Here is a 26700-nt window from a genome sequence, read left to right as displayed (position 1 = left end):
CGTCCGGATGTCCACGTCACCAGGTAGTGGCCCGGGGAGCGCCATTGTTACGCGCGTGTTCTCGGGAGGACCGTGTCGAGGAAGTCCGCGATGAGCGGGGCGATCTCGGGAAGCCCGTCCTCCAGCGCGAAGTGGCCGGTGTCGAGGACGTGGAGGTCGGCGTCCGGGAGGTCGCGCAGGTAGGCGCGGGCGCCGGGTTCGGGGAAGAACATGTCGTTCCGTCCCCACACGATGAGGGTGGGCGGGGTGTGCTCGCGCAGCCACGCCTGCCACTCCGGGTACCGCTCGACGTTCGAGTGGTAGTCGAAGGCGAGGTCGATCTGCGGCCTGGTCCGGCCGGGCAGGTCGAGGAAGTGCTGGTCGAGCGTCCAGCCGTCGGGGGCGACGAGTTCGGGATCGGCCGTCCCGCCCTCGTACTGGCCGCGCGTGGACGGCAGGGTCAGCAGGTCGCGGACCGTCTTCTCCGCGCCCTCCGTCTCCGGGCGCAACGCGATGAACTCGCGTGCGCCGTCCGAGAGCCCCTCCTCGTAGGCGTTGCCGTTCTGGACGACCAGGCCCGCGATCCACTCCGGGTGCCGCAACGCCAGCCGGAACCCGACCGGCGCTCCGAAGTCGAAGACGTACATGACGAAGCGGTCGAGGCCGAGGCCCTCGACGAACCCCTCCATGACGTCAGCGAGCCCGTCGAAGGTGTAGGCGAACGTCCCGCCGGTGGACGCCGGTTCCGGGACGTCGCTGTGCCCGAAGCCCGGGTAGTCGGGGGCGATCAGCCGGTAGCGCGCCCCGAGCAAGTCGATCAGGCGCCGGAACTGGTGCGAGGCGGAAGGGAAGCCGTGCAGGAGGAGCAGGACGGGCGCGTCCGGGTCCGCGGGCAGCGACTCGCGGTAGAAGACGCGGATCCCGTCGACGTCGATGTGGCGGTGAGCGGTGCGGGCGAGCACGGGGAACGTCATGTCACATGCCTCCATAGCAAGAAGATGCATTAGTCCTAACCCGTGCAGGCCTAATGTGTCAACGTGGCCGGATAGCATTAGGACATGAGACATCCCGTGCCGCTGACCGGTGAGCCGCCCGCGCTGGACCTGCTCAACACCCGTCCGGCCGGCGCCGACCTGATCTCCACACCGGACGGGCTCGCCGCCTGGCTGGCCCTCCAGGGCGACCGGGTACCGCAGCCGGGACCCGGAATGCTCACCGACGACGACCTCGCCCCCGTCCACGAGGTCCGCGACCATGCCGCCGCCGCGATCGACCGGGCGCGCAGGGGCGAGCGACCGCCCGCCGCGTCCCTCGACGGCCTCACCGACGCCCAGCGCCGGGCACCCGCGATCAGGCGGCTGGCCTGGAACGGGACGGCCGTCACCGCGACCGCCCACCGCACCGGCCCGTACGGCGTGCGCCTCGCCGCACACCTCGCCGAGGCGGCCGCCGCGCTCCTCGCCGACCCCGCGATCGGCCGGGTCCGTGCCTGCGAGGCCGACGACTGCACGATGCTCTTCCTGCCCGCGCACCCCCGCCGCCGCTGGTGCTCGGCGGCCCGCTGCGGAAACCGCGCGCGCGTCGCCCGCTACTACGAACGGCACAAGTACGGTTGATCAGATGAACGCTCCGTTTCGAGCGATACATCGGCACTTGCGGTGCCTCGCCTTAGCCGAATGCCCTTAACATTTGCTCAACGGCAAGCAACTACCCGCCTGACATGCTCATGGTCGTGCCAGGCCAAAGGAGCTGATCGATGACCGCGATGCACAGTCGCGGCGCGGAGCGGCTCCTCGGGGTGGCCGGCTCCCCCCACCTGCTTCTCGTCGAGGACGACCCGGGCGACGCGTTCCTGTTCGAGGAACTGCTGGCCGAAGCGCAGCCCGGCGTGCGGATCACCGTCGCCGCCACGCTCAGCGAGGCCCTCGACGCGCTGCGGCCCGACATCCAGTGCGTCATCGTCGACCTGTCGCTGCCGGACGCGGAGGGCCTCGACGCGCTGCGCCAGATGCACGCCCACGCGCCGTCCATCGCCGTCCTCGTCCTGACCGGCCTCGACGACGCCCACGTCGGCGTCGAGGCCGTCGCCGCCGGCGCCCAGGACTACCTCGTCAAGCAGGACGTGGACAGCGCGCTGCTCACCCGGGCGATCAGCTACGCGATCGAGCGCAAGCGCGCCGACGAGTCCGAGCGGCAGCTGGTGGAGGCGCGGGCGCTGAGCCGGGAGAACGCCCGGCTGGAACGCGGGCTGCTGCCCGTCCCGATCCTCAAGGACACGACCCTGCGCCACCACACCCGGTACCGGCCGGGACGCGACCGGGCGCTGCTCGGCGGCGACTTCCACGACACGGTGGAGACCGAGGACGGCGCCGTCCACGTGGTCATCGGCGACGTCAGCGGGCACGGCGCGGACGAGGCGTCCCTCGGGGTGCGGCTCCGCATGGCGTGGCGCACGCTCGTCCTCGCCGGGCACACCGGGCCGCGGCTCCTCGACACGCTCGACGCCGTCCTGGAGCACGAGCGGTGGGGCGAGGAGATCTTCACGACCGTGTGCATGCTAACCATCGCCCCCGACCGGCGCAGCGCCAGGCTGTACCGGGCCGGGCATCCGCGCCCGCTGTTCTTCGGCCCCGGCGGCGTCGAGACGATCCCGGACGAGCCGCGCGGCCCCGCGCTCGGGCTGATCCCCGGCGTGGACTGGCCCGCGGTCGACCTCGAACTCGGCGACTCGTGGGGGCTGCTGCTCTACACCGACGGGCTGATCGAGGGGTACGCCGGCGACGGCGGCGAGCACCTCGACCTGTCCGGACTGGTGGAACTGGCGAAGGCCGCGCACGGGGACGGGCAACGCGGCGACGTGCTCGTCGACGGGCTCATCGCCGAAGCCGAGCGGCTGAACGGGGACGTCCTGTCCGACGATCTGGCCGTCCTCCTGCTGAGCCGGGGCGACAGCTGATGACCGCGCACGACCCCGGCCCCGACGAGCCGCCCACGGACGGTTCCGCGGACGGGTCTCCGGCGGACGCATCTCAGGCGGACGCATCTCAGCCGGGCGCATCTCAGGCGGGCGGGCTTCAGCCGGACGCATCTCCGGCGGGCGCATCTCCGGCGAGTGGGTCTCCGGCGGGCGGGTCTCAACCGGGCGGGTCACCTGCAGGCGGGTCCCAGGCGGGCGCGTCTCAGGCGGGTGGGCTTCGGGTGGGTGGGGGCGAGCCGCCGCCGGTCGTGGAGACCGGGCGGAAGCTGAGGATCTCTGGGCCAGCCATGGTGCTGCCGGCGGCGGACATCCCGGAGGCGCACGGGATGAGCCGCATCCGGCTCGTCCAGATCTACCGGTGGGGTTCGATCGTCCTCGGGCTGCTGCTCCTGCTCGCCTTCGTGCAGGCCGGGTCGGCGCTGTACGAGGACGGCCGGGCGCGGGAGGTCCTCGTCGACAGGGTCGACCCGGCGGCGCTGGAGCAGTTCCGGCTCTCCTCCGCGCTCACCACCCAGGACGCGGCCATCCGCGACTACGCCTTGGACGGCGGGCAGAACCGCCTCACCGAGTACCGGGAGGCGGTCGAGCAGGAACGGGCGTCCGCCGCCAGGATGCGCAGGTTGCTGGCCGGGGTCCCGGGCAGCGGGGACGTCCTCCGCCTCCTGGACAGGGCCATGGCCGATTCACGGGCATGGCGGACCACGTTCGCCGACCATGTCGCGGCCGGACCGGGCGGCCAGGGCCTCGACCGGGCCGAGAGCCGGCAGGCGCGGCGGCTGCTCAACCAGGCGCGCGGCGACATGTCCCCGCTGCAGGCCGGGATCACCCGGCTGCACGACCGGGCGGCCGGCACGCTCCAGTCCCGCGCCAGGACGATGGTGTGGTCGATCGGCGCCGCGCTGATCCTGGTCGTGGTGGCCGCGATCGCGCTCGCCATGCTGATCCGCCGGACCGTGCTGACACCGATGTCCTCGCTGACCGGACGGGTCCGCGCGGTGGCCCAGGGCGACTACGCGCACCCGCTGGACGTCCCCGGCCCGGCGGAGATCAACGAACTCGCGGTGATCATCGACGCGATGCGCGACCGGATCATCGACGAGTGGCGGGCCACCGTCGACAAGACCCGGCAGCTCGACGCGCAGACCGAGGAGCTGCGCCGCTCCAACGCCGAGCTGGAGCAGTTCGCCTACGTCGCGAGCCACGACCTGCAAGAGCCGCTGCGGAAGGTGGCGAGCTTCTGCCAGATGATCGAACGGCGGTACGGCGACCAGCTGGACGAGCGGGGGCGGCAGTACATCGTGTTCGCCGTCGACGGCGCGAAGCGCATGCAGGCGCTCATCAACGACCTGCTGAGCTTCTCCCGTGTGGGCCGGCTGTCGCGTCCGGAGGAATCCGTCGACCTGAACGAGGTCGCCCGGCAAGCCCTGGACAACGTCGCGGCCCTGCGGGAGGAGACCGGCGCAGAGGTGGACATCGGGGACCTCCCGCATGTGCCCGGCGACCGCACCCAGTTCACGCAGCTCTTCCAGAACCTCCTCGGCAACGCGATCAAGTTCCGCCGCGCGGACGTGCCGCCCCGCGTCACCATCGACGTCCGCCGGGCCGGGGACGAGTGGGAGTTCCGCTGCGCCGACAACGGCATCGGCATCGAGCCGCGCTACGCCGACCGGATCTTCCTGATCTTCCAGCGGCTCCATCCGCGCGACGCCTACGCCGGCACCGGCATCGGCCTGGCCCTCTGCAAGAAGATCGTCGAGTTCCACGGCGGCCGCATCTGGCTCGGCACCGGCGACGACAGCGACGACGACGGCGACGACGGCCCCGGCACCGTCTTCCACTGGACGCTGCCGGCCGACCCTCCGCAGACGCAGGCGAACACCACCGGCGCGGACGCATCCCGATGACGCGGCCGCACCGCCACCCGAGACACCCGGCACCCGTCCACCCGAGACACCGAGCGAGGACACGCACATGACCGAAGGCCCGCTCCCCATCGAGGTCCTGCTCGTCGAGGACGATCCCGGCGACGTCCTGCTGACCGTCGAGGCGTTCGAGCACAACAAGGTCAACAACACCCTGCACGTCGTCAACGACGGCGAGCAGGCGATGGCGTTCCTGCGCCGGGAGGGCGAGTACGCGGACGTCCCGCGCCCCGACCTGGTCCTCCTCGACCTCAACCTGCCGCGCAAGGACGGCCGGGAGGTGCTCCAGGAGATCAAGAACGACGACGACCTGCGCCGCATCCCCGTCGTCGTGCTCACCACGTCCGAGGCCGACGAGGACATCCTGCGCAGCTACAACCTGCACGCCAACGCCTACGTCACCAAGCCGGTCGACTTCGAGCAGTTCATCTCCGTCGTCCGCCGGATCGACGACTTCTTCGTGACGGTGGTCAAGCTTCCGCGCTGACCGGCGGGTCACCGGCCGGCGGGTCAGCGGTCGGCCGGTCAGCGGACGCCGCCGTCCCGGCCGGTCCAGTCGATGCAGACGATCACCGCGTCGTCGGCCGGCTCGGTCTCCTCGTGGTAGGCGACGAAATGCCGGATCACGGTACGGACGGCCTCCGGCGGCTCCTGCATCCGGGTGGCGCGCAGAGCCTGGATCAGCGCGGACTCCCCGTACGGCTCGCCCGCCGGCGACAGCGCGGTGTGCACCCCGTCGCTGACGATGACCAGCCGGTCGCCCGGCTCGGCGGTGAACTCCTCCGTCACGTACCGGGTGTCGCCGAACATCCCGAGCGGCATTTGCGCCTCGAACCCGACGCCGTCGGTGGCGCTCCCCCGCATGCGGAGGATTCTCGGTGAGCCCGCGTCGGTCACCCTGACCCGCCCGGTGGCGAGCTCGAAGTCCAGCAGGAGCGTGTCGACGTGCCGTTCGCCGCGGTGTCGCGCGAAGACCGTCTGGTCGGCGAGCGCGGCCTGCTCGGCGATGCCCGCCCCGGACCGCCGCGCGTTGCGCAGCGCGCTGATCGCGAGATGGGTGAGCGCCGCCGCGTCCGTCCCGGATCCCATCCCGTTGCTGACCGTCAGCGTGAGCCGCTCCCCGGACGCGGCCCAGTCGAAGTTGTCGCCCCACACCGCGTACGCGGGTTCGAGTTGCCCGGCGAGGTGGAACTCGGCGGTGTCGCAGGCCGGGGCGGGCAGCAGGTCCCACTGCATCTCGGCCGCCAGCGTCAGCCGCGTCCGCCGACGGATGCGCCGGAACAGGTCGGTGCCCTGGTTCGCGATCTTCATGGCGCGGGCGAGGACCGCGGCGAACTCCTCCAGCCAGGGCGGGCCGCCGTCCGGGAGCCGGACGCTCAGCACGCCGAGACGCTCGCCCTGCACGGTCAGGGGGAGGTGGACGAGGCGGCCGCCGTCCTCGTCCGCCCGTTCCACGACGGTCCGCTGCGCGGCGAACGCCTGCCCGGGGGCGGTGTTGTCGACCGGGACGTCCTCGTGCCCCGGGACGGTCGGGACGAGGAACGCCTGCCGGTAGTCGATCAGCAGGACCCCGGCGTCGACCCCGTTCGCGTACCGTCCGATGAGCCCGTTCGCGACGTCGATGAGTTCGTGCGGCGGCGCCGCCCAGACGGCCTGCGCGATCGCCTGGAACTCCTTCTCCGCGGGTTCGTCGTGCATCGGACTCCTCGCCGGGGGTGGGAGCGGGCGCCACCTGCGGATCCGGACGGGCCGTGCGGCCCCGGATGCCGTTGGCGACGTCGTATGTAACAGTGGAGGGCATGGTGGCCACATCGGGTGAGGGCGCCGCGGAGTCCGCGGCCGCGCTCGACGACGCGGCCTCCACTCTGATGAACGTCTGGTCGCGTGCGCACAGTGCCCCCGATGTGCCCGTTCCGTCGACGCAGTTGCGCGCGCTCTTCGTGGTGGAGCGCGGGCCGGTGAACGTCAGCCGGCTGGCGGAGGAACTCGGCGCGCTGGTGTCCTCGGCGAGCCGGCTGTGCGACCGGCTGGAGGCGTCCGGGCTGCTGACCCGCGACCCCGGCCGGGACCGCCGCGAGGTCACGGTGCGGCTGAGCGCCGACGGGCAGGCGCTGCTCGACCGGCTGCGGCTGCGGCGGCGCGAGGATCTGACCCGGGTGCTCGCCTCGATGCCGGCGCCCGCGCGGGCGGCGCTGCTGTGGGGGCTCAGCGAGTTCCATGAGGCGGCCTCCAAGCCGGACGCCGCCGGCGGCTCCTTCTCCATGCCCGCCTGATCCACGTTCATGCCCGCCTGATCCGCCAAAATGTCCCGCTTTGCCGGGACAGGCCGAGGCTAGGCAAGTTTTCTAGAAAGTCGGAGAATATCGCCATTTCCAGAGGCGACTCCGCGTCAATTTTTCGCCATTATCGATGCGCGCGACTTCTCCGCCGCTAATATCGCGCCTCATGGCGACCACCAATGTCACGCGGCATTCCCGCCGCGCCGTCACCGCCGCCGGCCTGGTTCCGGCGGTGGCCGCCGTGCTGCTGCTCGGCGGATGCGGCGGTTCGTCGCCCAGCGCGGCGGCGAAGGACGGGAGCGCGGCGGCGAAGGACGCGGGCGCGGCGGGCGGCGAGACCGGCGCGTCCGACGTCCCCGAGGCCACGACGTTCACCACCGTCCCCGGCGCCCCCGAGGACCCGGCACCGGACGGCGTCACCGACGGCCTGGTCGTGCACCCGACCCAACCCGTGCCGGTGCACGACCGTCCGGACGGACGCCGCGTCGCCACCCTCCCCGCCGAGCAGCTCGGCGGTCCCACCTGGGTCCCCGTGGTGGAGACCTCGGGCGGCTGGCGGCGGGTGCTGCTGCCGAGCCGCCCCAACCGGGCGAGCGGCTGGATCTCCGGCGCGGGGCTGCGGACCGCGCACACGCCGTACGCCGTCCGCGTCGACCTCGCCGAGCGGCGGCTCACGCTGCTCAAGTCCGCGCGGGAGGTCGGCCGGTGGAAGGTCGCGATCGGCGGCGCGAAGACCCCGACACCGTCCGGGCGGACGTTCATCATGGCCACGCTCGCCCGGAAGAAGACGTCGCCGAGCCCGATCGTCCTGCCGCTCGGCACCCACTCGGCGACCCTCGACACCTTCGGCGGCGGGCCCGGCACCGTCGCCCTGCACGGCTGGCCCGACGCCTCCGTGTTCGGCCGGGCCGTCACGCACGGCTGCGTCCGGGTGCCGAAGGACGCGCTGAACGCCCTGTCACGGGTCCCGCTGGGATCCCTGGTTTTCATCAACGGCTGACCAGCCGCACGCCCCAGATCTCAAGAATCGGAGAAACACCATGCGTTACAGCCATGCCGTAGGACGGCTCACCGCCGCCGGAATTCTCACCGGGGGCCTGCTGGCGCCCGGCCTGGCCGCCGCCGCCCCGGCCCTCGCCGCCGCCCCGCACGGCTCCGAAGGCTCCGCGTACGGGCTGACGGTCGCCGGGCCGGTCGCCGTCCCGCCGGTGCCGGCCGTCTCCTCCACCACCGGCAAGGTCAGCAAGAGCCTGCTGCGCGAGAACCACACCAAGCTCGTCCAGGCGTCCGCGCTGGACGTCAGCGCCTCCGCCGCCCGCGCCCGCTCGACCGTCGCGCGGGTCGCCGTCCCGGCCGCGAAGCTCATGGCCAGCGCCGTCTCCGCGAAGTGCGACGGCGGCCGGGGCTCGGCCCACCTCGCCCGCGCCGTCATCGCCGGCAAGCGCCTGGACGCCTCGCCGCCGCCCAACACCACCGTCCCCGTCGACATCGAGGGCCTCGGACGCGCCTCGCTGATCCTCAACAAGCAGGAGCGCATGGCCGACGGCCGGCTCGCCGTCACCGCGATGGAAATCCAGGTGCCGCTGCCCGGCAAGCCCGCGACGGTGCGGATCGCGTCCGCCACCTGCGGCAAGACCGTGTCCGAGGCGCCCGCCCCGACCCCGGTCGAGCACGACCTTCCGGTCACCGGCTGACGAACGCCCCCGGCGCGGCGGCCCGGCAGGGTACCTCCCTCCGGGCCGTCGCGTCAGCTCGCCAGCGACTTCTCGAAATGCACGATCGCGCCCTCCCGGTGGACGCGATCGGCGATGTGCAGTTCCTCCGTGAACGCCCGTATGAGTTGAAGTCCCCGTCCATGCTCGGCCAGCGGCGCGGTCAGGGCGCTCTCCCACCCGCCCGCCACCTCGGCCTCGTCACCGGCCACCGCGACGCCGACGCCGTCCGCCGTGCCCCCGTCGATGACCTCCACGACGCATCTCACCCCGTCCATCCGCGCCCGGACCTCGTATTCCATTCCGTTCGCGGCGTGCTGGATGACGTTCGCGCACGCCTCTCCCAAGGCGAGCGCGATATCGGCACGGATCTCGGAGGCGACCCCGAGCCCGCGGAGAGAGGCATCGAGCGTGTGGCGCACCAGCGGAGCGCTCTCGGCGTTCCTCGGCAGGGTCATTTCGAGAACGACCTCCATGCCAATCGCCTCCGTTCCTCTAGCAGCCAGATTTCCCGTTGATCTTCAGAAGAAACTCAAGCCACCAGAAAAACACGGGCGACCGGGACACCTTTCCCGGGCGACTTCGGCGTCCGCCGGGACCTACTCGTCCGCCCGTCCGGCGAGCCGCCGCGCCGCCGCGATCTGCTCCTCGTCCAGCCCCTGGTAGTCGCTGCGCCGATGCTGCTCGGCCTGGTCGTCGATCCACCGGCCGTGCGCCTCCCACGCCGCCTGCTTGCTGACCCCGAGCGCCGCGCCGATCTGCGTCCACGACGCCCCTGCGGACCGCGCCGACCGCACCGCGAGCTGCCGCCCGTACACCGCCTTCCGCGCGATCACCTCCCCGAGCGCGAGCATCTCCAGCACCTCCTCCCGCCGGAGCGGCTCCTCCCCGACGGCGTCCCGCAGCCACAGCTCGTCGTACCGCCCCGCCGCCGTCGTCAGCGTGATGTCCCGTTCGATTCCATCCGGAGTGACCATGCAACAAGTTTCACCGTCAAGGCCCCCTGACGTCAAGAACCCTTGACGCTCAGGCTCGGAAGGCCGCTGCGGCGTCCATGGACTCGACGCCGAAGACGACCGAGCCGACCGGGGTGCCCCCGGCGGCCGTGTGCACCCGGGCCACGGCGTCGGCGCCGAAACCGCCGAACAGCTCGATCAGGCCGGCCTCCTCTTGCGCGGCGACCCGTTCCGCGGCCTCGACGCCCGGCACCGCGACCGCGGTGAAGCGGGCGCCGCCGCCGTGCTCGCGGACGATCCGGTCCCGGTCCGGATCGGCGCCCGGAACCAGCACCATGAACAGGTCCGACTGGATCCGCCCGGCCAGGTACGCCAGGTGGTAGCGGGAGATCGCGGCCAGCGACTCGCCGCCGTAGCCGATCGCCCCGACCGGGGCCCGGTCGCCGACCTCCGCGATCACCTTCGCCGTGCCGACCGGCCCGAACCCGCCGCACAGCTCGATCAGCCCGGCGCCCTCGCCGACGAGTCCGGCGACCACCGGCCCGGCCTCCTCCTCGTCCGGGACGGCGACCAGCGTCACCCGGCGTCCACCGCCGTCGAACACGATCCGGTCCTTGTCCGGGTCGGCGCCCGGCTGCGGGTAGATCACGACTGACTGGGGCACGGCGCTCACTCCTCGGATCCGTTCTGCCGGACGTCGGCGACGCTACGGGGAGCCGCTGATGACCGGCTGACGGTCCGCTTACGATCGTGGGCGTGCGATTCGGGGTGCTGGGCTCTCTCGCCGTGTGGACCGACACGGGGCGGGAGGTCGCCGTGCCCGGCGTCAAGGTGCGCGCCCTGCTCGCGGACCTGCTGGTCCATCACGGGCGCGCGGTGCCGGCGGAGACCCTGATCGAGGACCTCTGGGAGGGAGCGCCGCCCGCGCACGCGGCTGGAGCCCTCCAGTCCAAGGTGGCGCAGCTGAGGCGCGCCCTGGAGCTGGCCGAACCCGGTGCCCGCGCGCTGGTGGAGACCGCGCCGCACGGGTACCGCCTGCGCACCGAGCCGTCCCGCGTGGACGCGGCACACTTCGGCGAGCTGGCCGCACAGGCGCGCTACGAGGAGGCCCTCGCCCTGTGGCGCGGCCCCGCCTTCGCCGAATACGCCGGGGCGCCTTTCGCCCGAGCCGCCGCGGAACGGCTGGAGGAACAGCGCGTCACCGCGTTCGAGGGCCTCGCTGAACAGCGCGTCGAACGCGGCGAGCACCGGGCGCTGGCCGGTGAGCTCCCGGCGATGCTGGCCGCCCACCCGCTCCGCGAACGGCTCCACGCCGCCCGGATCCGCGCCCTCTACCTGGACGGGCGGCAGGCCGAGGCGCTCGCGGCCTACCGCGAGATCCGGGACAGGCTCGCCGAGGAACTGGGCGTGGAACCGGGTCCGGAGCTGGCCGCGCTTCACCAGGCCGTCCTCCGCCAGGACCCGGAGCTGGCCGGTCCGGCGGAGCCGCCCGCGTCCGGCCTGCCCGTCCCGCTCACCGCGCTCGTCGGGCGGGACGCGGCGGCGGCCGAGGTCGGGACGCTGCTGCGCGGGCACCGGCTGGTCACGTTGACGGGCCCGGCAGGGGTGGGCAAGTCGCGGCTGGCGCTGGAGGTCGCGGGCGCCGCCGAGGAGGTCGCGTGGCTGGTCGAGCTGGCCGACGCCGGGACGGGTGAGGACGCCGCCGGCCTGGCCGACCGCGTAGCCGCGGTGCTCGGCGTCCGCGGCGAGCCGGTCCGGGCGCTGCGCACCCGCCGGCTCCTCTTGGTCCTGGACACCGTCGAGCACCTCACCGTCCCGGTGTCCGGGCTGGTCAAAGCACTGCTCGAGAACGCGCCCGGGATCCGGATCCTGGCGACCGGGCGGGAGCCGCTGGGCATACCGGGGGAACGGATGTGGCAGGTGCCTCCCCTAGGCCCCGACGAGGCGGTCCGCCTCTTCCGCGAGCGGGTGCGGGACGCCGTGCCCGGCTTCCGCGCCGACGACACGGAGATCGCGGCGGTGTGCCGCAGGCTCGACCGGCTGCCGCTGGCGATCGAACTGGCCGCCGCGCGGGTCCGGACCCTCGGCCTCCGGGAGGTGGCGGCCCGGCTCGACGACCGCTTCCGCCTGCTGGGATCGGGCACGCGCACGCTGAGGGCCGCCTTCGACTGGAGCTGGGACCTCCTGGACGGCCGCGAACGCGCCGTCCTGCGCCGGCTGTCGGTCTGCGCCGGCGGGTTCGACCTGGCCACGGCGGAGGCGGTCGCCGCGGGCGCGGGCGTCGCGCCCAAGGAGGTCGCGGGGACGGTCGCCGCCCTGGCCGACCGCTCCCTCCTCTCGGTCGACGACGCCGGGCCGCGGCGATTCGGGCTGCTGGAGAGCGTCACCGCGTACGCGCGCGAGCGGCTGGCCGAGGCGGGCGAGGCCGCCGAGTACGCCGGGCGCCACGCCCGCCACTTCGCGCGGCTCGCCGAGGAGGCCGACCAGCATCTGCGCGGCCCCGGGCAGCGCGAGTGGCTACGCCGCCTCGACGCCGAGACCGCGAACCTGCGTGCCGCGCTCGACCGGGCGCTGGAGCGGGGCGACGCGGACTTCGCTCTGCGCCTGTGCGGGTCGCTCGGCTGGTACTGGTTCCTGCGCGGCCGGTACCGCGAGGCGCACCGCTCGTTCGGCCGGGGCCTCGACGCCGGAGGCGGGCCCCGAACCGGCGCTCTGGTGTGGCGGGCGGCCCTGGAGGCGTGGGAGCGCATGCCGGTCGAACCGGTGGAACCCCCTGGCGACCTGTCCCCCCGCGAGCGGTGGCTCCTGGGATTCGCCCGCGCCGACGGCGGTGACCTCCCCCGGGCCATCCACCTCGTGGACGACGCGCTGAAGGACTTCCGGCGGCTCGGCGACCGCTGGGGCACGGCGGCGGCGCTCGCCGTCCTCGGCTGGGAGTCGCTGCGGCTCGGGAACCTGGAGGCCGCGCGCCGTGCGGGCGAGGAAGGGCTGACGCTTTTCCGCGAAGTGGGCGACCGCTGGGGCGAGTCGCGCGTCCTCCAGCTACTGGGCGTCCTCGCGGAGGTGGACAGCGACTACGACAGTGCGGAACGGTTGCACCGGGCAGGCCTGGCCTCGGCCGAGGAACTGCAGCTCTGGCCGCTCGTGGTGGAGGAGATCTCCCAGCTCGGCAGGGTCGCCGCACTCGCCGGGGACTTCGACCGGGCCGACGCACTGTACGAACGCGCACTGCGGGTGGCGCGCGAACGATCGTTCCACCACGGGGTCGTCCACGCGCGCGTGGGTCTGGGGGCGTCGGCGCGCAGGCGGGGGCGGCTCGACACCGCCGAGGAGCATCTGCGCGCCGCCGAGGACGCCCACCGCGCGGACGGCTACCGCTCCGGCCTGGCCTACGTGCTGGCGGAGCTGGGCTTCGTCGCGGAACTGCGTGGTGACGCCGCCCTGGCCCGCGCCCGCCACCAGGAGAGCCTGACCCTGGCCCGCGACGCGGACGACCCGCGGGCCGTTGCGCTGGCCTGCGAAGGGCTCGCCGGTGCGGCGTCCCTGGAGGGGGCCGCCGACGAGGCCGCCCGCCTGCTCGGCGAGGCGTCCGCGATCAGGCTACTGCCGCCCGCCGAACGCTTCGACGTCGACAGGATCGCGGCGGCGATAAACCGAACCCGCTCTTGACCTCGCCCGGCGGACGGGCAGACTGGGGCGGTGGTCAAATCGCTGCGTCCCCAGAACTACAACGAGGTCCTTTACGTCGGGCACTTCTTCCGCAAGGGCGTGCCCGTCCTCATGGACCTGACCGACCTCCCGGACGCCGAGGCCAAGCAGCTCGTCGACTTCGCCACCGGCCTGGTCTTCGGCCGCGGCGGCGCACTCGACCGAGTCGACCGCAAACTCTTCCTCCTCCAGCCCTAGGCGATGGCCAAGCAGGAACGGTGGCCCGGAAGTTGCCCGCGCTGCGGCCGGCGCCAGGAGTACTCCGAAGCGTTCGACGCCGCCTTGTGCCCCCACTGCGACGAGTGGCGCGAGGGCGCCTGCCGTGATCCCGACTGCGAGTACTGCGGGGACCGCCCCGTCCGCCCCAGCCTGGGCCGCGAACTCCACCCCCGCGACCCGGCCCTACGCCGCGCCGCCAAACTCGCCACCCGCCCCCAACGCCCGGTCCCCAAAAGCGCGACCGTCCGGAGTAAGGGGGAAACATGAAACCAGTCGCCGTAGGTCTCCCTTCTGAGTGGGCGGCTTACCGGTTTTGGAACCGGGCAAGGAACCGCCGGAACTCGGCGACCGGGAAGCCGAGTGTCCCGGCTTCCCGCGCCTTGGAGTCACGGACCCTGACGAGGTCGCCGTCCCGGCCGATCTCCACGCAGTCTTCTTCCATTCCCGAATGCCGGGACTTACGGAACTCGATGTCCTCGCTCACACGCTCTCCTCAAAGGTCGGCCAGGGTGTTCTCGGTACGGTGCGTCACGGGATGGCCGGTGCCAAGCACGCGCTGCAGCACAGACAGCAGTTCCTTGAGCTCTTTGCGTGCGGCCCGCGTTCTGCCACGCGCCACGAGCATGGTCGCCAGTTCATATCTGATCGACAGGACGTGCCCATGTTCGGCGCCAAGGGCTCGTCCCAGGGCGGGCAGTATCTCGGTCAGCTCGCGTTCCGCCTCATCGAGCCGCCCGGCCTGGACGAGCGTGGTCCCGATGTACTTGCGCGCGACCAGCGTGTCCTGGTGGTCCGGCCCGAGGACACGCAGCCTCGCAGCGTAGACCGCGCGGTATTGCTGTTCCGCCTCGTCCAGCCTGCCGAGCTGAACCGGGACACGGGCCAGCACATGACGGCTCATCAGCGTGTCCGGATGGTCCTCGCCAAGAAGGTTCCGCCTGGCGGCCAGAACGGCCGTGTACTCCTGTTCTGCATCGGTGACCCTGCCCTGGCCAATGAGGCAAAGTCCGAGTTCGTGGCGTGCGCTCAGCGTGTCCTGGTCGTCGGGGCCGAGGACGCGCTCGCGCGTCCGCACGACTTGGCGGGCGATCGGCTCGGCCGCCTCCGGGTCACCGAGCAGGCGAGTGACCTTGGCCTTGGTGAGCGTGAGCTCAACGACGGCGGGATGTTCACCGCCCAGGGCCGTGATGGTCGTCAGCGACTCCTCGGCCAAGCGGAGCGCGGCGAAGTAGTGGCTACCCCAGCCGAGCGCAATGGCGACAATGCTCGCCGCCTCAGCGGCCCGCTCCAGGGCGGGATCACCGTGCCAGGACATCGTGGTCTGGAGCACTTCAGAGACGTGCGGAACGAGGGAGGCCCAGGCGGGATGGTGCCCGGGATCCCTCGGGTCCAGGCTCTCGGCGCCGGTCGCCAGCAGGTCCGCCGCGACGCCCCCGTGGGCGCGAACGTCCCCGTCGTCGGTCCGCAGCGTCTCCGCGACCAGCGGATGCACCGTAATCACGTCAACGTTTCCGGAGGAGCTGAGCGAGACCAGGCCGGTGTTCGCCAATGCCCGTAGCCCGTCGGCGCCCCGCGCGCCGTCCGGCAGACCGCAGCCACGCGCAAGGACGTCGTGGTCGAGCAGGTCGCACCGGAAGGGGACGCCGCCGGCGAACATGGACAGCACCCGCATCAGGGCGCCGGCCTCTGTGTGTCCGTCGTCGATCAGTGCGTCGAGGGTGATCCGCCAGGTGCTCGTCACGATCGACCGGTCGTCGACCCCTGCTCCCATCAGCTCGGGGAATCGGTCCTCCAGAGCATCGGCATAGGCACTGAAGGAGCGCTCACGATGGAAGGGGGACGCCAGGTGAAGCCCTGCGTGATGCAGCGCCAGCGGCAGTCCGCCCAGACGTTCCGACAGCTCGCGGGCTTCGTCCATGGTGCCCGCCTGCGGAGCAAGGTCCAGCAGGACGCGTGCGCCCTGTTCGGCCGAAAGCCAACCCACGGTATGGACCGTGACATGCCGTCCCCAGACCATCGGGTCGATGTTACGGCTCGTGATGAGAAGCAGGCCGGACGAGGTAGGCCGGATCCAACCGGAACTGTCGCCCACCGTCCGGCCGTGCACGGCGAGCGCGTCGGGGTCATCCGCGTTGTCGATCACCAGTACCCAGTCCCGCTGGGTCTCCAGGAACTCCCACAGCAGGTCGGCGGGGTTGCGTCTCCCGCTCGACACGTCCTCGATGTCCTGAGCCGTAGCGCCCAGCGCCAGCGCCAACTCCAGAAGTTCGGAGCCGAGTGAGCCCGCGTCCACGCCGGAAACCCACCACACCCGCCGCCCGGCGGACAGGCACGTGTCCGCGACACGCAGCGCGATGGTCGTCTTCCCCGTGCCACCAAGGCCGCCGAGCAGGTGGATCGTGCCGTCCGGGCGCCGCGCGGCGCCCTCGATCGTGTGCAGAATCTGCTCGCGGCCGCGGACATGGCCGGGCAACCGGCCGGTCGGCGGACGCAGGATCACCTGGGGCGATCTGCCGCCGTTTCCCTGCCCCCGGGAGATGGCCGGAGTCCGGCGCAGCTGAACCCACGCGATCACAGCGGCGGTCGCCGCGACGACTAAGCCACCAGCGCCGAACACCGCCTCCAGATTCATGCTGTAATCATAGATTCGCCGGCGGACGCCTGCGCGTCGATCAGGTGGCGTGGTTGAGGACGAGGCCGGGTAGGGCCGGTTTTCGATTTAATGAGCCGGCTGGGACTGGAGGCGATCCGAAGGCGTTTGGCCGCCGCCGAGTCACCGAAGAACTCGCAGCGTCCTCCTTTCGCGGCGTATAGGTCGGCGGCCGTGCTAAATGAAAGAGTTGAACGCCGCGCCCCGTCTCGCCCGGTAGTCGACCCACTGGCCGACGGCAGAGACCATGGCCCAGAGCCAATCCGCATCGGGGTCGCGGTCATGGCGATGGCGGTTCATGCGCAAGGCCGCAGCGGCGAAAGCGTCCACAGCTTCCGGATCCGCATTCGCCCACGCGGTGGAGCCGCCCGCCCACTCCTCCGCTGATTCTGCACTGTGGCCGGCTGCAATGAGCTGGACGACCAGGAGCGAGGGCGGAATGTGCGCCGCGCCCCGAGTGGGCCACGCCCAGTCGACCGCCCACGTCGTCTGCTCCCCGATCAGCAAGTTGTCCGGATTGAGGTCGGTGTACAGCAGTGCATCCCCCCGCAACAACCGAGCCTCTGCGTCGGTAGAGAAGCGGTCCCACCGGGTCTCAGGCCAGTCCCGCACAATGCCGGGCGGTTCGACGCGCGCGATCCGGTTCAGGACGTCGACCACGGCGGGCAGGTCCGGGGATCCCGGCGACAGGTCGGCATGATGGCCGCGGACGATCTCAAAGCCGAGCGCGATCCATTCTGGGCTCTCGGCCTGCCAGAGCACAGCTGGAGAGATCGGGTGAACGGACGGGTTGATGAGCCCTTCCCGGATCAGGGAGTCGCGTCGGCCGCCGGGGCGGTTGCGGACGGCCTTGACGAACCACTCCCCCTTCTCACCGACGACCAGGGCGGTGACGTCCGAGAGGTTTCCGCGCTCGGTCGGCTCGACGCTGGTGAGGGCTCCGGTGTGGGGGGCGAGGGCCTCGGCGAGCCCCGCGGATCCGGGAAGGTCGCTCAACGGGTGCTCCTCAGGTGCGTGGGCTGCAGCCGCTGTCGCCGTATCCGGGGCTGCACTCCCCGTCGGGGTCGCAGTCGGTGATGGCGGGGACGGCGTCGCGGATGGCCTCTGTCACTTCGGTCATTGCCGTGCCGCCGAGGATAGCGGCCAGCTCGGCGGTGTTGACGTTGCCGACATTCAGCGCGGCGGACATCGGGCATGGCGAGACATCACCGGTCGGACCTATGGAGGCGCGGCCAGTGCCGCACCGGCCGCACAGCTCCGCCGGCTCCGGGGGAAGGTCCTTGGAAGCACGGCCGAACGCCCGGACCCGATCGATCCTGATGCTGGTGACGCCGATCTTCTCCAGATCGCACCGGGCGTCTTGGGCGCGGCGGAGGTCGCCTGTGTTGACGATCCCGACTCGGATGGGGACGCCGAACTGGACGGCCCGCATGATGTTCCCCCGGGTGAGCCGGTGGCTCGGTCGCCCGGTGACCGCGTTGTGCCCAGAAGCGTCGGCGGCATAGTAGGACGTGGCGATCGACACGCCGTCCCGCTGGAACAGGTCCCACCACGCCGCGGAAACGTGGACGAGGTTGCTGTAGACCTCGACGGCCATGCCGAGGTCGAGGGCATGGCAGAGGAGTTCGACGGCGTCGGGGTGCATGGTCGGCTCCCCGCCGATGAGCTGGATCCACACGACGCCGCTGTCCCAGGCCTGATCGATCACTCGGATCCAGTCCTCGCGGAACATGGTGCCGTGCGTACCGGCCGGGCCGGAGTCGTTGTAGCAGTGCGTGCACTCGAGCTGGCATTTGCGGGTCAGGTCCAACCACAGCATCCGGGGAACGGTGCTGTCGGCTGGTAGCCGCGTGTCGGTGATGGTCATCATGCCCTCCATGGCGCGCCTTGGGTTCGGAGTCCGTGGCCCGGTGCGCGCCTACCGGCCCGGACCACGGAGCATCAGGGCCGCTCTTCCGTGGCGGCTGCCGCCGGAACTCGCGCGCCGAGGGCTTCGGCCGCGGCCGGCGGGCCGAAGGTGTCGAGCCTCACTTGGACACGGCCTCCAGCCGGACGTACAGCTCAGCTGGGGTGGATGCCTCAATGGTGGACGCGGCGTCAGGATTGAGGTCCTCGCGAACCAGCACGGCACGGGTAGCCCACCAATTGCCGCGGTCGGTGTGGATGATGTTCCAGCCGGGGAACTTGTCGGCGAACAGCGCCTTGATGTCGGAGACGTCACCGTCCGGGACCGGGTGCGTCCGCTTCACCCTCAGGGCTCCGATGACCGAGACGGCCGCATCGATGACATGGTCGGCCGCATCGATCGGTTCACCCCACGAGTGCCAAAACCACAGCCGGTTCCCATCGGACGGGCGAGGCTTGCACACGATCTCGGTCGTCAAGCGGGACCCGTGGTCGCCCGGGGCGGTCACGGCCAGGGACGACGTGGTCAACTCGACTTCGAAGCCGTGCATGGCCAGCCGCACCCGGAGTGCGGCGAGCCGGGCGGCGTCCTCGCCTGTGGGGGATGCCTCTGTGGGGTCCTGGTCTGGGACGGCGTGCACCATGCGCTCCATGTTTCGTGGCGATTGGGTCACGGTCAGTCAAGGCCCACGTTGCCTGCGGACGGTAGGCGGATAATGGCGGACAGTGAGGCGGACTGCTGGAGAGTCCGCTCCGGTCGAGGCGGGTGGTGCACGCGATGACCGACGAGAATCTGCCGCTGTGGGCAGTGCGGTTAAGGGCTGAGCGAGACGCCCGGAAGTGGTCGAAGCCGACTATGGCGCGGGCCTTGTACAAGGCGGCTGACCTGCGACCGACCCGGACACAGGTGGAATCACTGGCGCGGCAGATCCGCGGGTATGAGCGAGGTGAGCATTTCCCCCGCGACTGGGCGTCCGCCTATGCCGCATCATTCGGAACCACCCCCGATGAGCTCTTTGGCGGTCCGGGTACAGGGGTGGACAATGAGGACGTGGACCGCCGCGCACTCCTTGGCCTAATGGCCACCGCCGCCACCACGAGCGCCCTCGCCCGTGACACCGAACCTCTGCGGGACGCCTTCGAGGCAGCGGTCACCGCCGACGCGAGCGACCGCGACGCAGATGCCTGGGAACGTGTCGCCCATGACTACGCCCGCGAGGTCGGCTGGGCCTCCTCCACGGTCCTGCACCGGGAACTGTCCACCGACTTCGCCGAACTGACGCGGCTGTTGCCGTCCGCGCGCAGTACTGCCCGGACCCGGATGATCCATGTCGCCGCACAACTGGCGGCGCTCATGGCCATCACCCTGACCAACATGGGCGAAGGGCGGGCCGCGCGCCGCTGGTGGCGTACCGCCGCACGCGCCGCCGATCAGACCAGCGACCATCAGGCCGCCGCACTCGTCCGTGGCCGCGCCGCGGTCTTCTCCACGTACGCCGACGTGTCGCGCCTGTCGATCGTCGAGCAGGCCGAGGAGGCCATCGCGGTCGGGCACGGCGCCCCCTGCACCGGCGTGGTGTCCGGGCACGCCGCCCGCGCCCAGGCCCTCGCGGAACTCGGCCGCCACGCGGAGGCCGTCGACGCGCTCGACTACCTTCGCGGCGTCTTCGAACAACTTCCTGACACGGTCACCGGGCTCCGCGGCCACCAGTGGGGCTGGCCCCAAGGCCGCCTCCACTTCGTCACCAGCCTCGTCCATACCTGTGCCGGGAACGTCGGCCCGGCGACGGCCGCGCAGGACGCCGCGCTCGCCCTGTACCCGACGCGGAACTGGCAGGCTCGCGGGCAGATCGAGATGCACCGTGCCGGGGTCATGATCCGCGCCGGGGACGCCGCCGAAGGCGCCCGCCACATGACGCGGGTACTGGAGAGCCTGCCGGTCGAGCAGCGCGGTGACGGGCTGCTGCGGGGGAGCGCGTTGGCGTCGCTGCGGCTCGCGGACCCTGACCAGACTGCCGCGCCCGCCGTCCGGCAGGCTCGGGAACTGCTCGCATCCACCACGACGGGAGATCGATGACACCGGATCCGACGTTCAGCCGCCACGACCCCGCCGCCGCAGGAGAGATCCTGCACAGCGTGATCGTCCCGCTGTACGTGGCGTCGCATCAGGAGGTGATCGACCGGCCGTTCTATTCGGCGGAACGGTTCGCCGAACGTTTCCCTGGATATGCGAAGGCTCCAGGGTTCGAGATCGTCATCGCCTACCTCGGCGGGGAACCGGTGGGGCAGGCGTTCGGGTACACGTTGCCGCCGGCCGCCCGCTGGTGGGACGGGTTGACCACCCCGGTCCCGGACGGGTTCACGGAAGAGACGGGGTCGCGCACGTTCGCATTGAACGAGCTCATGGTCGTGCCGGACTGGCAGGGAAAGGGTGTGGCACACGCCCTGCATGACGCGCTGCTGGGCGGTCGGGCCGAGGAGCGGGCAACGTTGCTGGTGCGGGAGGACAACACCTCGGCGCAGCGCGCGTACGCGCGGTGGGGGTGGCGAAAGATCGGCAAATCGCAGCCGTTCCCCGACTCGCCGCACTTCGACGCGATGATCCTCGACCTGACGCCGGGCGACGACCGGGAATCGGCGGCCGGCGGCACGCCGCAGGTTCGCTAGTGCTCGTGCCGACGCCGGCGCGCCCGGGGGCGTCAGGTGGCGTGGTTGAGGGGTAGGCCTGGGTGGGGCCAGTTCTCGATTTTGAGGAGCTGGCCGGTGCTCGATGCGGTGACGTAGGCGGTGCGCATGTCGTCGCCGCCCCAGGTGATGTTGGTGATGCCCGGGTCGTTGTCGACGTTGATGTCGACGAACTGGACCAGGTGGCCCTTGGGGCTGACGACGGAGATGCCCGCGTGGATCATGGACGCGACGCAGACGTTGCCGTGGCCGTCCACGCCGAGGGAGTCGAAGTTGGTGTAGTCGGGCGCGGTGTAGAGGAAGTTGCCGCCGCCGGAGCCGCCGAGGGACCGGCCGCCCTCGATCTGGCCGGGGCCGGTGACGTCCCACCACCAGACGCGGGCCGTGTAGGTCTCGCTGACGTACAGGCGGGTGCCGTCGGGAGACAGGCCGATGCCGTTCGGGCCCTCCATGCCGCCGGCGATCATCTCGATGGACGAGCCGTCGGTCTTGGCGTAGAAGAGGCGGCCCTTGTCGCCGGTGACGCCGTCGCTCTTGCCGTAGTCGGTGAAGTAGATGCCGCCGGAGGCGTCGACGACCAGGTCGTTCGGGCCGCGCAGGCCGTCGGTGTAGAGGGTCTCGACGGAGCCGTCCGACAGGTCGACGGCCTGGATGCTGCCGGTGGTGTAGTCGTCGGGGATGCCGCCGGCGAAGACGAAGCCGCCGACCTCGAAGCGGTTCAGGCCGCCGGAGTTGGCGATGTAGACGCGTCCGTCCGGGCCGAGCGCCGAGCCGTTGGGGCCGCCGCCCGTCTCGGCCGCGATGGACGTGGTGCCGTCCGGCCTGACCCGGGTGAGGGTGCCCCGGTGCAGTTCGACGACGAGGACGTCGCCGTTGGGGAGGACGGTCGGGCCCTCGGGGAACATCAGCCCGTCGGCCAGCTTCGTGATCTTCATCTTTCTTCCCTTTCGCGGTCGGTGCGGGCCGGCGGCGGCCGTGCCGGCGGGGCCGAGGACGGCGGCGGCTCCGAGACCCGAGATGAGGGCCCTGCGGGTGAGCTTCATGCCATCTTGTGGAGGATCCGGCGGGCCGTGCTCTGGATGTGGACCTCGTCCGGGCCGTCGTAGAGGCGGGCCTCTCGGGCGTGGCGGTACATGCGGGACAGGGGTGTGTCGTCGGTGAGCCCGGCGGCGCCGTGGACCTGGATGGCGCGGTCGACGACGTTGTGCAGCATGCGGGCGCCGGCGACCTTGATCGTTCCGATCTCGATTCGTGCATCCGCCCCAAGGCCGTGCTCGCCCGCGTCGATCCGCTCGGCGGCCTGGAGGGTCAGCAGCCGGGACGCCTGGATCTCGGTGTAGGAGTCGAAGACGTGCTGCTGCATGAGCTGCTTGGCCGCCAGCGGCTCGCCGAACGCGACGCGGGTACCGAGGCGGGCGCACATGAGCTCGAAGGCGCGCTGCGCCTGGCCGAGCCAGCGCATGCAGTGGAAGATCCGGCCGGGGCCGAGGCGGTCCTGGGCGATGACGAAGCCGTGCCCGCGCGGGCCGAGCAGGTTCTCGGCGGGGACGCGCACGTCGTCGTAGGCGACCTCGTAGTGCCCGCCGTTGATGCCGAGGACGGGCGTCTCCCGGACGATGCGGTAACCGGGCGTGTCCGTCGGCACGACGATCATGCTGAAGGAGCGGTGCGGGGCCGTCCCCTCGGGCTCGGTGCGGCACATGACGGTGGTGTAGGCGGCGTTCGCCGCGCCCGTCGTGAACCACTTGCGGCCGCTGATGACCCAGTGGTCGCCGTCCAGGACGGCCGTCGTCTGGAGCTGGGTCGGGTCGGAGCCGGCGAAGTCGGGCTCGGTCATTGCGAAGCTCGGCCACACCTCGCCCGCGACGAGGGGGGCCAGGTAGCGCTCACGCCAGCCCGGGCTCGCGTACTTGTGCAGCATGAGCGAGTCCTGGAGGGTGAACGTGCCGAGGGCGAGCTGGCCCCACTCGGAGCGTCCCTGCACCTCGTTGACGTAGACGTAGTCGAGGAACGGGAGGCCCCCGCCGCCGAGTTCGGCGGGGTGGCCGAGCGCCCAGAGGCCGGCGTCCTTGGCCTCCCGCTGAAGTTGCCCGAGTTTCTCGCGGTCGCCGCCGTCGAGGGCGGGTTCGGCGGGCTCGACGCGTTCGGTCATGAACGCGTGGACGGCGTCGCGGACGTCGCGGACCCGGTCCGGTACGGGGAACAGCATCAGCGGTCCCCGGTCAGGTCGGCGGAGATGTCGCGGTTGCCGTAGCCCTCGGGCGCCGCGACCTCGACGATCGGCTCGGGACGGTCGTCGAACTCCAGCCGCAGCGCCCGCGACATCGTCGCGTGCATCTCGTACATGCAGGTGATGTAGGTGAGCTGGAGGATCTCCTTGTCAGAGAGGTGCTCCTTGAGGACGTCGAAGATCGCGTCGGCGACGCGGCCGCCGTCCAGGACGAGGCCGTCGGTGTAGGCGAGGACGGCGCGTTCCAGCGGCGAGTAGCAGTCGGCCGTCTGCCAGTGCGGGATCGCCTCGATCTTCTCCTCGGCCATGCCGAGCGCCCGCATCTGCTTGCAGTGCTGCGAGAAGACGAACTGGCTGCCGCGCGCCCACCCGGCCCGGCACTGGCCGAGTTCGCGGAGGACGGGGTCCAGGTCGGCGTTCCGGTACAGCGCGAAGCCCTTGACGGCGTGGCGGAACACGTCCGGGGACTGGGCGAAGACCGTCCACCAGTCGCCGGGCGAGCCGGTCGCGGTGCCGTGGTCGACGGCCGGGTCGCGGTCGGGCGCGAACAGATGGTCGTAGAAGAAGAGGATCTGCTCGTCGGTGACCTCGGCGCGGGGAACTTCACGCAGTCGCGGCATGCTTCTCCTTGGAAATGGTGCGGTCGGCGGCGGTCTTGGGTTCGTGGGAGACGTCGGAGTCGCTGAACGTGCGCGTCCAGCAGGCGAATTCGAGGAGGATCCCGTCCGGGTCCTGGAAGTAGAACGACCGGACGAACACGCCCTCGTTCACGTCGCGGGAGACGCCGAACTCGCTGTCGTCGTGGTTCAGGACCGGGCTGACCTTGACGCCCTTCTCCTTCAGCCGGCGGCGGTAGTCGTCGAACTTGTCGGTCGGGACGTGGAAGGCGACGTGGTTCATCGAGCCGACCGCGCTGATCAGTTCGCCCTCTTCGGGACGGCCCTTCGGCGCGGAGATCCCCGGGACGCCGTCGGGGGCGTCGGGGAACCAGAAGAACGCGACGCAGTCGCCGCCGCCGCAGTCGAAGAAGAAGTGCTGGCCCATGCCGCCCGGCAGGTCGAGGGTCTTGATGAGCGGCATTCCGAGGACGCCGGAATAGAAGTCGATGGTGCGCTTCATGTCGGACGACACCAGCGCCAGGTGGTTGATGCCACCGAGTTCGAACTCGGTGTTCCCGCCGGTCATGAGACCTCCTTGTACAGATTGCGGAGTTCGCGTTTCAGGACCTTTCCCGCGACGTTGCGGGGCAGTTCGGAGACGATTTCGACGCGCCGCGGGACCTTGTAGCCGCCGAGGTGCTCGCGGGCGAACGCGATGATGTCGTCGGCGCTCGCCTCCTGTTTCAGGACGACGGCGGCGCAGACCGCCTCGCCCCACCGCGGGTCGGGCGCGCCGAAGACGGCGGCGTCGGCGACCGCGGGATGCCGGTACAGGACCTGCTCGACCTCCCGGGACGCGACGTTCTCCCCGCCCGTGATGATCATGTCCTTGATCCGGTCGACGATGTAGACCATGCCCTCATCGTCGCGCCGGACGACGTCGCCGGTGCGGAACCAGCCGTCCCGGAACGCCGCCTCGGTCAGTTCCGGCTCGCGCCAGTAGCCGCGCATCACCTGGTCGCAGCGGACGACCATCTCGCCGGGTTCGCCGGGCGGGACGTCGCGGAACTCCTCGTCCACGATCCGGATGTCGGCGAGGTCCATGACGCGGCCGGCGGCGGCGAGCAGATGCGTCTCGCCGGCGGCGGCGCGGCGGTGCTCGGCGATCCCGAAGTGCAGGATGTTCCCGCCCAGCTCGCTCATGCCCATGCCCTGGTAGAAGTCGCAGCCGAGGACGTCCATGCCGCGGCGCAGCACCTCGGCCGGGATGGCGGACGCGCCGTACCCGATGGCCTCCAGCGTGCCGAGGTCGTGGTCCTCGATGCCGGGATGCGACAGCAGGAACGCGATCATCGTGGGCGCCAGCCCGGTCTGGGTGATCTTCCAGTCGGCGACCAGGCGCAGGAACGTGTCGTTGTCGTAGGACCGGACGATGCCGACGGTCGCGGCGCGCATGTGGAACACGACCGCCGTGTAGCCGCCGACGTGGCAGAGGGGGAAGCAGAACAGGAACCGCGTCCCGTCCGGGATGTCCCAGTGCGCGACGGAGCTGATCACGCCGGTGACGAGGTTGCGGTGGCTGAGCATGACGCCCTTGGGCTTGCCGGTCGTCCCGCTGGTGTAGACGAGCCAGGCGACGGAGTCCTCGTCGGGGCGCGGCGGCTCGGTGACGGGGGCCTTCGCGACGAGGTCCGGGAAGTCGCCGTCCAGGTCCAGGACGACCTTCACGGTGGGCATCGCGTCCTTCAGCCGCTCCATGGCCTCGCGGTACTCGCCGCTCACGATCAGCACCGACGCCTGCGCGTGGTCGACGAGGCCCGCGATCTCGGACGGGTGGAGCCGGTGGTTGAGGAACGTCAGCGCCATGCCGGCGGCCGGGACGCCGTAGTAGAGGTCGAGGTACTCGGGCCGGTTACCGGACAGGACGGCGACCCGGTCGCCCGGCTCGGCGACGGCGTGCAGGGCGTTGGCCGTCCGGCGGACCCGGTCCCGGAGTTCGGCGAACGTGATCTCCTGGTCCTCGAACAGGACGGCGGCGCGCCGCGGATGCTTGCGCGCCGCGTACTCGACGATGTCGCTGATCAACATGGCCCCACCACCATCGCACTCCCCAAGTTGACTTGACAGTCATATCAACTTACACGATGCTCGGATACTCTGCCTGCGAGCAGCGTTTTGTCAACCCCGGGCGAAAGGAACCACGGCCATGCGGAGCGGGGACGATCCAGGAGGTCAGCAGGCGCCGCTCACCGAACGCGGCGCCCGGACCCGGGAACGCATCGTCGCCGCCGCACGCGAAGTGTTCGAGGAACGCGGCTTCCTGGAAACCCGCGTCGCGCACATCACCCGGCACGCCAAGGTGGCCTACGGCTCCTTCTACACCTACTTCCCGTCCAAGGAGGCGGTGTTCCTGGAGGTCGCGGACCGGCTCTTCGAGGACATGACCGACCACGACCTCGTCCCGGTCGCCGGCCCGTCCCCCGCCGCGCGCGTCCGCCGCACCAACCGCGCCTACTACGAGGCGTACCGGCGCAACGCGAAGATGATGGCGATCATCGAGCAGGTCTCCACGTTCAATGAGGAGTTCCAGGAGATGCGCCGCAAGCACCGCGCCGTGTCCTGGGGCCGCTCCGCGAAGGCCATCGAACGCTGGCAGAACGCGGGGATCGTCCCGTCCGACATCGACCCGGAGATGGCCGCCCGCGCGCTGACCGCGATGGTCGACCACTCGCTGTACCTGTGGCTCGTCCAAGGCGACGACGACTCCCACACGGAACGCCTCCTGGATACCCTCGACGCCCTCAGCGTCCGAGCCCTCGGCCTTCCGACCTGACCCTGCCGACTTGACCCTGCCGACCCGTCACTTCAAAGGGAGACCC

Annotated in this window: 27 protein-coding genes and 1 pseudogene; 13 read left to right on the top strand and 15 right to left on the bottom strand. The window is 71.4% G+C overall.

What is annotated here, in order from left to right:
* Positions 1-47: 47 nt before the first annotated feature.
* Positions 48-953 (bottom strand): alpha/beta hydrolase, encoded by a 906-nt coding sequence (locus tag AB0C35_RS27050; protein WP_358461273.1) that lies wholly within the window; start codon positions 951-953, stop codon positions 48-50.
* Between the two features lie 84 nt (positions 954-1037).
* Between AB0C35_RS27050 and AB0C35_RS27045 the strand changes: the two genes are divergently transcribed.
* From AB0C35_RS27045 to AB0C35_RS27025, 5 genes and pseudogenes are all read left to right on the top strand, one after another.
* A complete protein-coding gene (locus AB0C35_RS27045) occupies positions 1038-1595 on the top strand; it encodes a CGNR zinc finger domain-containing protein (protein ID WP_358461270.1) in 558 nt (185 codons plus the stop codon).
* A 140-nt stretch (positions 1596-1735) separates the two neighbouring features.
* Positions 1736-2935, top strand: a complete 1200-nt coding sequence (locus tag AB0C35_RS27040) for a fused response regulator/phosphatase (RefSeq protein WP_358461267.1) — start codon at positions 1736-1738, stop codon at positions 2933-2935.
* 69 nt (positions 2936-3004) lie between these two features.
* Positions 3005-3226: pseudogene (locus tag AB0C35_RS27035) on the top strand (pentapeptide repeat-containing protein); the annotation flags it as partial.
* A 17-nt stretch (positions 3227-3243) separates the two neighbouring features.
* Positions 3244-4860 (top strand): ATP-binding protein, encoded by a 1617-nt coding sequence (locus AB0C35_RS27030; protein ID WP_358461264.1) that lies wholly within the window; start codon positions 3244-3246, stop codon positions 4858-4860.
* 67 nt (positions 4861-4927) lie between these two features.
* Entirely contained in the window at positions 4928-5365 is a 438-nt protein-coding gene (locus AB0C35_RS27025) for a response regulator (protein ID WP_358461261.1), read from the top strand.
* A 38-nt stretch (positions 5366-5403) separates the two neighbouring features.
* On the opposite strand, the gene AB0C35_RS27020 is transcribed toward AB0C35_RS27025, so the two are convergent.
* Entirely contained in the window at positions 5404-6576 is a 1173-nt protein-coding gene (locus AB0C35_RS27020; protein WP_358461258.1) for a PP2C family protein-serine/threonine phosphatase, read from the bottom strand.
* A gap of 101 nt (positions 6577-6677) precedes the next feature.
* Here AB0C35_RS27020 and AB0C35_RS27015 point away from each other — a divergent pair, with 101 nt between their 5' ends.
* The 3 genes from AB0C35_RS27015 (at position 6678) to AB0C35_RS27005 (ending at position 8851) form a co-directional block, all read left to right on the top strand.
* Entirely contained in the window at positions 6678-7151 is a 474-nt protein-coding gene (locus tag AB0C35_RS27015; protein WP_358461255.1) for a MarR family transcriptional regulator, read from the top strand.
* Positions 7152-7323: 172 nt separating this feature from the next.
* Entirely contained in the window at positions 7324-8157 is an 834-nt protein-coding gene (locus tag AB0C35_RS27010) for a L,D-transpeptidase (RefSeq protein ID WP_358461252.1), read from the top strand.
* Between the two features lie 40 nt (positions 8158-8197).
* Positions 8198-8851, top strand: coding sequence for a choice-of-anchor P family protein (locus AB0C35_RS27005; RefSeq protein WP_358461249.1), 654 nt, complete (start codon positions 8198-8200; stop codon positions 8849-8851).
* 53 nt (positions 8852-8904) lie between these two features.
* On the opposite strand, the gene AB0C35_RS27000 is transcribed toward AB0C35_RS27005, so the two are convergent.
* The 3 genes from AB0C35_RS27000 to AB0C35_RS26990 form a co-directional block, all read right to left on the bottom strand.
* Positions 8905-9345 carry an ATP-binding protein gene (locus tag AB0C35_RS27000; RefSeq protein WP_358461246.1) on the bottom strand — a complete coding sequence of 147 codons (441 nt, stop codon included), beginning with the start codon at positions 9343-9345 and terminating at the stop codon, positions 8905-8907.
* 123 nt (positions 9346-9468) lie between these two features.
* Positions 9469-9846, bottom strand: coding sequence for a hypothetical protein (locus tag AB0C35_RS26995; RefSeq protein ID WP_358461243.1), 378 nt, complete (start codon positions 9844-9846; stop codon positions 9469-9471).
* 49 nt (positions 9847-9895) lie between these two features.
* Positions 9896-10489 (bottom strand): DUF6506 family protein, encoded by a 594-nt coding sequence (locus AB0C35_RS26990; RefSeq protein WP_358461240.1) that lies wholly within the window; start codon positions 10487-10489, stop codon positions 9896-9898.
* Positions 10490-10581: 92 nt separating this feature from the next.
* Here AB0C35_RS26990 and AB0C35_RS26985 point away from each other — a divergent pair, with 92 nt between their 5' ends.
* Both AB0C35_RS26985 and AB0C35_RS26980 read left to right on the top strand, forming a co-directional pair.
* Positions 10582-13494, top strand: coding sequence for a BTAD domain-containing putative transcriptional regulator (locus AB0C35_RS26985; RefSeq protein ID WP_358461237.1), 2913 nt, complete (start codon positions 10582-10584; stop codon positions 13492-13494).
* Between the two features lie 30 nt (positions 13495-13524).
* A complete protein-coding gene (locus tag AB0C35_RS26980) occupies positions 13525-13731 on the top strand; it encodes a cell division protein SepF (protein WP_176404398.1) in 207 nt (68 codons plus the stop codon).
* 325 nt (positions 13732-14056) lie between these two features.
* Here AB0C35_RS26980 and AB0C35_RS26975 read toward each other — a convergent pair whose 3' ends face one another.
* From AB0C35_RS26975 to AB0C35_RS26955, 5 genes are all read right to left on the bottom strand, one after another.
* Positions 14057-14236, bottom strand: coding sequence for a DUF397 domain-containing protein (locus AB0C35_RS26975; RefSeq protein WP_358461234.1), 180 nt, complete (start codon positions 14234-14236; stop codon positions 14057-14059).
* A gap of 9 nt (positions 14237-14245) precedes the next feature.
* Positions 14246-16384, bottom strand: a complete 2139-nt coding sequence (locus tag AB0C35_RS26970) for a tetratricopeptide repeat protein (protein WP_358461231.1) — start codon at positions 16382-16384, stop codon at positions 14246-14248.
* 195 nt (positions 16385-16579) lie between these two features.
* Positions 16580-17398, bottom strand: coding sequence for a protein kinase (locus AB0C35_RS26965; RefSeq protein ID WP_358461228.1), 819 nt, complete (start codon positions 17396-17398; stop codon positions 16580-16582).
* A 10-nt stretch (positions 17399-17408) separates the two neighbouring features.
* Entirely contained in the window at positions 17409-18269 is an 861-nt protein-coding gene (locus AB0C35_RS26960) for a radical SAM protein (protein WP_358461225.1), read from the bottom strand.
* Between the two features lie 160 nt (positions 18270-18429).
* The gene (locus AB0C35_RS26955; RefSeq protein WP_358461222.1) at positions 18430-18951 is read right to left on the bottom strand and encodes a hypothetical protein; all 522 of its coding nucleotides are present in this window, start codon (positions 18949-18951) and stop codon (positions 18430-18432) included.
* 407 nt (positions 18952-19358) lie between these two features.
* Here AB0C35_RS26955 and AB0C35_RS26950 point away from each other — a divergent pair, with 407 nt between their 5' ends.
* Together AB0C35_RS26950 and AB0C35_RS26945 are read left to right on the top strand one after the other, a co-directional pair.
* Positions 19359-20384, top strand: coding sequence for a hypothetical protein (locus AB0C35_RS26950; protein WP_358461219.1), 1026 nt, complete (start codon positions 19359-19361; stop codon positions 20382-20384).
* Positions 20385-20443: 59 nt separating this feature from the next.
* Complete coding sequence (locus AB0C35_RS26945) at positions 20444-20974, top strand: GNAT family N-acetyltransferase (RefSeq protein ID WP_358461216.1); 531 nt, start codon at positions 20444-20446, stop codon at positions 20972-20974.
* Positions 20975-21006: 32 nt separating this feature from the next.
* Here AB0C35_RS26945 and AB0C35_RS26940 read toward each other — a convergent pair whose 3' ends face one another.
* From AB0C35_RS26940 to AB0C35_RS26920, 5 genes are all read right to left on the bottom strand, one after another.
* Positions 21007-21927 (bottom strand): SMP-30/gluconolactonase/LRE family protein, encoded by a 921-nt coding sequence (locus AB0C35_RS26940; RefSeq protein ID WP_358461214.1) that lies wholly within the window; start codon positions 21925-21927, stop codon positions 21007-21009.
* Between the two features lie 104 nt (positions 21928-22031).
* On the bottom strand, positions 22032-23201 hold the full coding sequence (locus AB0C35_RS26935; RefSeq protein ID WP_358461211.1) for an acyl-CoA dehydrogenase family protein: 1170 nt from the start codon (positions 23199-23201) through the stop codon (positions 22032-22034).
* Entirely contained in the window at positions 23201-23842 is a 642-nt protein-coding gene (locus AB0C35_RS26930; protein ID WP_358461208.1) for a carboxymuconolactone decarboxylase family protein, read from the bottom strand. Before AB0C35_RS26930 ends, AB0C35_RS26935 begins: the two co-directional genes overlap by 1 nt.
* Positions 23826-24407: a VOC family protein gene (locus tag AB0C35_RS26925; protein ID WP_358461205.1), complete on the bottom strand. Its 582-nt coding sequence runs from the start codon at positions 24405-24407 to the stop codon at positions 23826-23828. The genes AB0C35_RS26930 and AB0C35_RS26925 overlap by 17 nt, the downstream gene beginning before the upstream one ends.
* Positions 24404-25909 (bottom strand): AMP-binding protein, encoded by a 1506-nt coding sequence (locus AB0C35_RS26920; protein ID WP_358461202.1) that lies wholly within the window; start codon positions 25907-25909, stop codon positions 24404-24406. Before AB0C35_RS26920 ends, AB0C35_RS26925 begins: the two co-directional genes overlap by 4 nt.
* A 118-nt stretch (positions 25910-26027) precedes the next feature.
* On the opposite strand from AB0C35_RS26920, the gene AB0C35_RS26915 reads away from it, so the two are divergent.
* Positions 26028-26654 carry a TetR/AcrR family transcriptional regulator gene (locus AB0C35_RS26915; RefSeq protein ID WP_358461199.1) on the top strand — a complete coding sequence of 209 codons (627 nt, stop codon included), beginning with the start codon at positions 26028-26030 and terminating at the stop codon, positions 26652-26654.
* The last annotated feature ends 46 nt before the right edge of the window (positions 26655-26700 follow it).

This window comes from Spirillospora sp. NPDC048819 (assembly GCF_040650055.1).
GTDB lineage: Bacteria > Actinomycetota > Actinomycetes > Streptosporangiales > Streptosporangiaceae > Spirillospora.
This window is presented reverse-complemented; position numbering and strand designations above follow the sequence as displayed.